At 71.6% G+C, this 8,685-nt stretch carries 2 protein-coding genes; both read left to right on the forward strand.

Translation table 11 applies throughout. From position 1 onward, the window contains the following. Positions 1-7,502: type I polyketide synthase (locus ABZY33_RS35485; RefSeq protein ID WP_356495844.1), on the forward strand; the 7,502-nt coding region annotated here is incomplete at its 5' end. Next, positions 7,499-8,685 (forward strand): polyketide synthase (locus ABZY33_RS35490; protein WP_356495845.1); only part of this gene is annotated, 1,187 nt, incomplete at its 3' end. The genes ABZY33_RS35485 and ABZY33_RS35490, both read left to right, overlap by 4 nt.

Here is an 8,685-nt window from a genome sequence, read left to right on the forward strand (position 1 = left end):
TGACCGAGCTGTGGCGCAAGGGCGACACCGCCTACGGCGTCGTACGCCTGCCGGAAGGGCTGAAGCCCGACGGGTTCGGTGTGCACCCCGCCCTGCTGGACGCCGCCCTGCACGCACTCGTCAGTGTCCGGAGCGGGGACCCGGCGCTCGCCGGGAGCGCCCTCCTGCCGTTCGAGTGGACCGGCGCGGAACTGTACGCGTCCGGCGCCCGCGAAGTGCGGGTGGCCATCGAACTGGACGACGCGGCCGACACCGTACGGGTGAGCGTGACGGACCCGGCCGGGCGGCCCGTGGTCCTCGCCGAGGCGCTGCGCTTGCGTGCGGCCACCGCGGAACAACTGCGGGCCGGTGAGCCGGTCGAGCATCTGTACCGGGTGGAGTTCCAGGCACCGCGCCTGCTGGAGAACGGCCCCGAACTCGAGACATGGGTACTCGGCCCGAACGACGGCGCCGAGGAGCTGGACGTACGACTGGAAGAAGCCGTACCGGAGCGGATCGTGGTCGATGCCACGGCCGGCGCCGACCCACTGCGGGCGGCCACCCGGGCACTGGAGACGGCGCGGCTGCTGCTGGCCGAACCCCGCCTGGAGAACACCGAGTTGGTGTGGGCCACCGGCAGCGAGTCTGTCCAGGCGCCGGTGTGGGGGCTGGTCCGGACCGTGCGGGCGGAGTACCCGGAGCGGTCGGTCCGGCTGGTCGGTGTCGAGGATCCGGCGCGCGATCTCGGACCCGCGCTGGCCGTGTCCGGCGAACCCGAGATCGTCGTACGCGACGGAGAGATACGTGTCGCCCGGCTGGGCCGTGCCACGCCGACCGGCGACGGGGACCGGCGGACCGGGTTCACCGCGGACGGCCGGGTCCTCGTCACCGGTGGCACGGGCGAGCTGGGCCGCGCCCTGGCCGGACACCTGGTGCGCGAACACGGGGTACGGCACCTGGTACTGACCTCCCGGCGCGGCCCCGACGCCCCCGGCGCCGCGGAACTCGTCGCCGAACTGACCTCCGCCGGAGCCGAGAGCGTCCGGCTGGCCGCGTGCGACGTGACCGACCGCGAGCAGCTGCGGACGCTCCTGACGGACGACGCCCAGCCCTGGACCGGGATCTTCCACCTCGCCGCCGTGCTCGACGACGGCGTCGTCACGGCCCAGACCCCCGGCCGCCTCGCCGAGGTCTGGGGCCCGAAGGCCGCCGCCGCGACCCACCTGGACGAACTGTCCCGTGAACTCGGCCTCGACCTCGCGGCGTTCGTGCTGTTCTCCTCCGCGGCCGGCACCCTGGGCTCCCCCGGACAGGCCAACTACGCGGCCGCCAACGCCCACGTCGATGCCCTCGCCGTCCGCAGGCAGGCGGACGGCCTGCCGGCGCTGAGCCTGTCGTGGGGGCTGTGGCAGCAGGCCGGGACCGGCCTGACCGCCACGCTCGGTCCTGCGGAGATCGCACGGCTGCGCCGCTCCGGGATCGGCGCGCTGACCGAACGGCAGGCACTGGCCGCCCTGGACGCCGCGCTGGATCTGCCGTACCCCCATGTCGTTCCCGTGAAGCTCGACCTCACCGCACTGCAACGCCGGACGGACGACGTACCGAGCCTGCTGCGAGGTCTGGTCCGGCCCGCGCGTCGACGCGCGGGCGAGACGGCCGCGGCACCCTCGGGGCTGCGCGAGCGGCTGCTCTCCCTCCCGGCGGCCGAACGCGTCACCGAACTGACCGGCATGGTGCGGCGGGAGGCAGCCGTCGTACTCGGCGTCGGCAACAGCGAGGCCATCGGCGCGGGGCAGGTGCTCAAGGAACTCGGCATCGACTCCCTGATGGCGGTCGAACTGCGCCGCCGGCTCTCCGCCGAGACCGGCCTGAGCCTGCCCTCCACCCTGGCCTTCGACTACCCGACCCCGGCCGCCATCGCCGGCCTCCTGCTGGAAAGGCTGGACCTGGCACAGACCACCGCCGCCCGCACCAGCTCCCGGACGGCCGTCCGCCCCCCGACGCCGGCGGACGAGCCGATCGCGGTCGTGTCGATGGCGTGCCGTCTGCCGGGTGGCATTGCTACGCCGGAGGCGTTCTGGGAGTTGCTGGTCTCGGGTGGGGATGCGGTGGGCGGGTTGCCGTCGCGGTGGGACGGGCTCGGTGTGTATGACCCCGATCCGGAGGCGGTGGGCAAGAGTTACGCGCGTGAGGGCGGGTTCATCGAGGACGTGGAGGGTTTCGATCCTGCGTTCTTCGGGATTTCGCCGCGTGAGGCGGTGTCGATGGATCCGCAGCAGCGGCTGGTCCTGGAGACGTCGTGGGAGGCGCTGGAGCGTGCGGGTGTGCGGCCCGAATCGCTCGGCGGCAGCAACACAGGCGTCTACCTCGGCGCCATGACCTCCGACTACGGCCACCAGGGCCATGACCTCGACGCTCTCGACGGGTACACAAGCACCGGGTACGCGGGCAGCGTCGTCTCCGGCCGCGTGTCCTACACCCTCGGCCTCCAGGGCCCCGCCGTCACGGTCGACACGGCGTGCTCGTCATCGCTGGTCGCTCTGCACCTGGCCGCGAACGCGCTGCGCCAGGGCGAATGCGACATCGCCCTCGCGGGCGGCGTGACGGTCATGAACACCCCTGCGTTGTTCGTGGAGTTCTCGCGGTTGAAGGGGATGGCGGCGGACGGTCGGTGCAAGTCGTTCTCGGCGGGTGCTGATGGTGCGGGCTGGGCCGAGGGCGCGGGTGTGCTGGTGTTGAAGCGGTTGTCGGTGGCGGAGCGGGACGGTGACCGGGTGCTGGCGGTGATCCGTGGCTCGGCGGTCAACCAGGACGGCCGCAGCCAGGGCCTCACAGCGCCCAACGGCCCCTCACAGCAACGCGTCGTACAGGCCGCGCTCGCTGCCTCCGCCCTGTCACCGGCGGACATCGACGCGATCGAGGCGCATGGCACCGGGACCTCGTTGGGGGATCCGATCGAGGCGGGTGCGCTGGCGGAGGTGTTCGGTCCGGGGCGGGCGGCGGAGCGGCCGGTGTGGCTGGGATCGTCGAAGTCGAACATCGGGCACGCACAGGCGGCTGCGGGTGTGGTGGGTGTGATCAAGATGGTGCTCGCGCTGGAGCACGGGGTGTTGCCCAAGACGTTGCATGCGGATGAGCCGAGTCCGCTGGTCGGGTGGGATGAGAGCGGTCTTGCGCTGGTGCAGGAGGCGCAGGCGTGGGAGCGGGATGTGTCGCGTCCGCGTCGGGCGGGGGTGTCGTCGTTCGGGTTGAGTGGCACGAACGCGCACGTGATTGTGGAGGAGCCGCCGGTTGTTGCGGAGGTGGGGTCTGGGGAGGCGGAGGGTGTTGGTCCGGTGCCGGTGGTGGTGTCGGGGCAGAGTGTGGCTGCGGTGCGGGAGCAGGCGGGGCGTTGGGCGTCGTGGTTGTCGGAGCGTTCGGATGTGTCTCTTCCTGCTGTGGCGGTGACGGCGGCGGTGCGTCGGACGCATTTCGAGCACCGGGCGAGTGTGGTGGCTTCTGATGCTGAGGGCGCAGCTCAGGCATTGGAGGCGTTGGCTGCGGGTGAAGCCCATGAGTCGGTTGTCTCGGGGGTGGCTGAGCGTCGGGGGAAGGTGGTGTTTGTCTTCCCCGGTCAGGGTTCGCAGTGGGTCGGTATGGGCCGTGACCTTCTCGCTTCCAGTGAGGTCTTCCGGGAGGCGATTGAGGCGTGTGATGCGGCGTTGCGGCCGCTGACGGGCTGGTCGGTGCGCGAGGTCCTGGCCGGATTGGACGGAGAACACCCGCCGTTCGACCGGGTGGATGTGGTGCAGCCGGCCTTGTTCGCGATGGGTGTGGGGCTGGCTGCGGTGTGGCGGTCACTGGGGGTGGAGCCGGCTGCGGTGGTCGGCCACTCACAGGGCGAGGTAGTGGCCGCGGTGGTCTGCGGCGCGCTCTCCCTCGAACAGGGTGCGCGTGTCGTGGCGGGTCGTTCGCGGGCGGTGCTGGCGTGTGCGGGTCTGGGCGGGATGGCGCTGGTGGAGCGGCCCGTATCGGAGGTGGAGGAACTGCTCACCCCCTACGGCGAGGCGTTGTCGGTCGCGGCGGTGAATACGTCCGGGTCCACGATCGTTTCGGGTGAGGCCGAGGCCATCGAGGAGCTGGTGAAGGTACTTCAGGCGCGGGGGGTGTATGCGCGGAAGATCGCGGTGGATTACGCGTCGCACAACGCGCAGATGGACCCGTTGCTGCCCGGTCTGGCGGAGGAGTTCGCTGGTCTGGAGCCGAGTGACACCAACGTCGCTTTCTACTCGACGCTCACGGGTGAGGTGGCTGCGGGCGGGGAGTTGGATGGCGGGTATTGGTGCCGGAATCTGCGGGAGCCGGTGCGTTTCGATCGGGCGTTGAGCCGGTTGCTGGCGGACGGGCATTCGGTGTTCGTGGAGATGTCGGCGCATCCGGTGCTGGCGATGCCGTTGACCGACGCGAGTGCCGAGCATGGCGGGATCGTTGTCGGATCCCTCGCGCGTGAGCGTGGCGACTGGACTCAACTCCTGCGCAACCTCAGCCTGTTGCACGTCCAGGGACACGAGCTGGACTGGAACAAGGTCCTCCCGACCGGCACGGGTACGGGCACGGTCGTCTCCCTGCCCACGTACGCCTTCCAGCGCGAGCCCTACTGGATGGACACCCCGACGCCGTCCGGCGACGTGCGTTCCGTCGGCCTGGACGCATCCGGGCACCCCTGGATGGGCGCGGTGACGGCGACCGCCGACGACGACGGGTATCTGTTCACCGGCCGGCTGTCGCTCTCCGAGCAGCCGTGGCTGAAGGACCACACCGCGTTCGGCACGGTGCTCGTGCCCGGCACGGGCCTGCTGGAACTCGCCCTGACCGCCGCGCACCACGTAGGAGCGGAACGCGTCGCAGAACTCACACTCCTCGAACCGCTGGTGCTGTCCGAGGACGGTGCCGTACGCCTCCAGGTGGTCGTCGGAGCGCCGGATGCCGAAGGACGTCGCCCGATCACCCTGTACAGCCATCCGGAGGGCCACGACCAGGCGGAATGGCGTCGGCACGCGGTCGGTGAGCTGGCTGAGGCATCGGTCTCTTCGGACTTCTCGTCGGAGCTGGCGCAGTGGCCGGTGCCGGGTGCCGAGCGGGTCGAACTGGAGGGTTTCTACGAGGACTTCGCCGCTCGGGGTCTGGTCTACGGGCCCGCGTTCCAGGGGCTGACCGAGCTGTGGCGCAAGGGCGACACCGCCTACGGCGTCGTACGCCTGGCGGAAGGGCTGAAGCCCGACGGGTTCGGTGTGCACCCTGCCCTGCTGGACGCCGCCCTGCACGCGCTCGTCGCGGTGCGGCAGGAGGAGGGCGCCGAACGGCCGGTGTTCCTGCCCTTCGAGTGGACCGGCGTGGAGCTGTACGCCGGCGGCGGCACCGAACTGCGCGTACGGATCGATCTGGACGGCTCCGGTACCCAGGCGCGTGTCGAGGTGGCCGATCCGGCCGGACGGCCCGTGGTGCGGGCGGACGGACTCGCGATCCGGGTGGCGACCGCGGAACAGATCCGGGCCGGTGAGTCCGCCGAACACCTCTACCGCTTCGACTTCCGGCCGCCGCGCGCCCTGCCCGGACACGGGACGCCGGCGGACGGTACATGGGTCCTCGGTGAGAACACCGGGGTGTCCGAGAGTCTGGAGGCCGACCATGTGGCTGATGTGGATGTACTGCTTGCCCGTCTCGATGACGGGGGGCAGACGCCCGTTCGACTGGCCGTCGACGCGACCGCGCCGACGGCGCCGGCCGGCGGTCCTGGCGACATCGCCGATGCCGCGCAGAGGCTGACCGCTTCCGCGCTGCGTACTCTGCAACGTCTGCTGGGCGAACCCCGGCTGAACGACGTGGAGTTGGTGTGGATCACGCGTTCGGCGGCGGGCGCGGACAACGAGGTCCGTGACCCGCTGCGAGCCCCCCTGTGGGGCCTGGTCCGCGCGGCGCGCGGCGAGTACACCGAACGCGTGATCCGCCTGGTCGACCTGGACGACGACAGCGCCGACCCGGCGCTGCTGTCCCAGGCCCTGGCTCTGCCGGGCGAGCCGGAGATCGTGATCCGCGACGGCGAGATCCGTCTCCCCCGGCTGGTACGGACGGCGCACACGGAGGCGGCCGGCGCGGAGCCGTCGGCCGCCGCCCTCGACCCGCACGGCTCCGTCCTCGTCACCGGTGGCACGGGTGAGCTGGGCCGTGCCCTGGCCGGACACCTGGTGCGCGAACACGGGGTACGGCACCTGGTGCTGACGTCGAGGCGCGGCCTCGACGCCCCCGGCGCCGCGGACCTGGTCGCCGGACTGACCGCGGACGGCGCGGAGAGTGTCCAGGTCGTCGCCTGTGACGTCAGCAGGCGCGAGGACGTCTCCACCGTCCTGGCCATCGCGGACGCCGCCCACCCCTGGACCGGGATCTTCCACCTGGCCGCGGTGCTCGACGACGGTCTGCTCTCCGCGCAGTCGCCCGAGCGGCTGGCCGGTGTCTGGGGCCCGAAGGCCGCCGCGGCGACCCACCTGGACGAGTTGTCCCGTGAACTCGGTCTCGACCTGGCGGCGTTCGTGCTGTTCTCGTCGGCGGCGGGCGTGCTGGGTGGTGCGGGGCAGGCGAACTACGCTGCGGCCAACGCCTACGTGGACGCTCTCGCTGTCCGCAGGCGGGCGGACGGCCTTGCGGCGCTGAGTCTGTCGTGGGGACTGTGGCAGCAGGCCGGTACCGGCCTGACCGCCGCTCTGGGGCAGGCGGAGCTGGCGCGGATGCGCCGTGGCGGTGTGGGCGCGCTGAGCGAGCGGCAGGCACTGGCCGCCCTCGACGCCGCCCTGGGACTGCCGTACGCCCACGCCGTACCGGTGAAGTTCGAACTCACCGCACTGCAACGCCAGGCGGACAACGGCGGAGACGTCCCCGCACTCCTGCGAAGTCTGCTGCGGGCCCCGCGCCGGCAGGCCGCCGGACCGGGCGGAACCCCGTCCGGGCTGCGCGAGCAGTTGCTCGCGCTCCCGGAGGCCGAACGGCTGCCACACGTGACGGAGCTGGTACAGCGCGAGGCGGCCACCGTCCTCGGCCTCTCCGGGACGGACGCCGCCGGCGCCCAGCAGGTGCTCAAGGAACTCGGCATGGACTCCCTGATGGCGGTCGAACTGCGCCGCCGCCTGTCCGCCGAGTCCGGAGTCCCGCTCCCCTCCACCCTGGCCTTCGACCATCCGACCCCGGCCGCCATCGCCGGCCTCCTGCTCGACAAGCTCGCCGTCGGCTCCGGCGCCGGCCCGGCCGGATCGAACGGCGTACAGCGGCTCACCCGGAACCAGATCGACGGCCTCGTCGAACTGCTGCGCGCCGCGACCCCCTCCGAACTGGAGGAACAGGGGCTCGCCGCCGGACTGCTGGCCCTGCGGGACGGCCTGGCCCAGCACGCACCCGTCAGCGCCGAACAGCCCGAGCCGGCGGCCGAACTCGACACCGGCAGCACGGATGACCTTCTTCAGTTCCTGGATCGCAAGCTTGGAGTGAGCGAATGAGCGCGTCCGAAGTCGCGTCCGAAGCCGGGTCCGCAGCCACGTCGGAGACCGGCAAGCTCGAAAAACTCGAGGCGTACCTGCGGCGTACGGCCAACGCGCTCGTCGAGACGGAGAAAGAACTCACCGCCGAGCGCGCGGCCCGCACCGAGCCGATCGCGGTCGTGTCGATGGCGTGCCGTCTGCCGGGTGGCATTGCTACGCCGGAGGCGTTCTGGGAGTTGCTGGTCTCGGGTGGGGATGCGGTGGGCGGGCTGCCGTCGCGGTGGGACGGGCTCGGTGTGTATGACCCCGACCCGGACTCGGTGGGCAAGAGTTACGCGCGCGAGGGCGGGTTCATCAAGGGGGTGGAGGGTTTCGATCCTGCGTTCTTCGGGATTTCGCCGCGTGAGGCGGTGTCGATGGATCCGCAGCAGCGGCTCATCCTGGAGACGTCGTGGGAGGCGCTGGAGCGTGCGGGTGTCCTGCCCGAATCGCTCGGCGGCAGCCGTACCGGTGTCTATCTGGGCACGATGAGTTCCGACTACGGCAACCAGCAGGGCCACGACCTCGACGCCCTCGACGGCTACGTCAGCACCGGTAACGCCGGCAGCGTGGTGTCGGGCCGCGTGTCCTACACGCTCGGCCTCCAGGGTCCCGCGGTCACGGTCGACACGGCGTGCTCGTCGTCGCTGGTCGCGCTCCATCTCGCGGTTCAGGCGCTGCGCCAGGGCGAGTGCGAACTGGCCCTCACGGGCGGCGTGACGGTCATGAGTACCCCTGCGTTGTTCGTGGAGTTCTCGCGGTTGAAGGGGATGGCGGCGGACGGTCGGTGCAAGTCGTTCTCGGCGGGTGCTGATGGTGCGGGCTGGGCCGAGGGCGCGGGCGTACTGGTGTTGAAGCGGTTGTCGGTGGCGGAGCGCGATGGTGACCGGGTGTTGGCGGTGATCCGTGGCTCGGCGGTCAACCAGGACGGCCGCAGTCAGGGTCTTACGGCGCCGAACGGTCCTTCGCAGCAGCGGGTGATCCAGGACGCGCTGGCCGCGGCGCGGCTCGGTCCCGCGGACATCGACGCGATCGAGGCGCACGGAACCGGGACGCCGTTGGGGGACCCGATCGAGGCGGGTGCGCTGGCGGAGGTGTTCGGTCCGGGGCGTGTGGCGGAGCGGCCGGTGTGGCTGGGGTCGTCGAAGTCGAACATCGGGCA

It is taken from the genome of Streptomyces sp. NPDC006552, assembly GCF_040611655.1.
GTDB lineage: Bacteria > Actinomycetota > Actinomycetes > Streptomycetales > Streptomycetaceae > Streptomyces.